At 71.9% G+C, this 299-nt stretch carries 1 pseudogene; it reads right to left on the bottom strand.

From position 1 onward, the window contains the following. Positions 1–262: pseudogene (locus N2041_RS14585) on the bottom strand (xanthine dehydrogenase family protein subunit M); the annotation flags it as partial. Positions 263–299: the final 37 nt, after the last annotated feature.

The raw sequence follows: 299 nt of genomic DNA on the forward strand, positions 1-299 counted from the left end.
GCGTCAAGACGCCGACCAGGTGGCGACGAAATTCCGCCGTGCCGCGCATGTCGGTGATCGGACGGGCGGCGGCTTGTGCGAGCGTTGCGGCTCGTGCGAACGCCTCCTCGCCCGCCTCGGCGCCGATCAGCGCCTCGCCTGCCTCAGCGACGAAAAGGGGCGTCGGCGCCACTGCGCCGAGCGCAATGCGGGCGGCGACGATGCGTCGCCGGCTCTCGTCGAGCTGCACCGCCGCGCCGACGCCGACGACGGCGATGTCCATCTCATTGCGCGGGATGAAACGCAGATAGGCGCCGCCG

It is taken from the genome of Tepidiforma sp., assembly GCF_026419595.1.
Taxonomy (GTDB): domain Bacteria; phylum Chloroflexota; class Dehalococcoidia; order Tepidiformales; family Tepidiformaceae; genus Tepidiforma.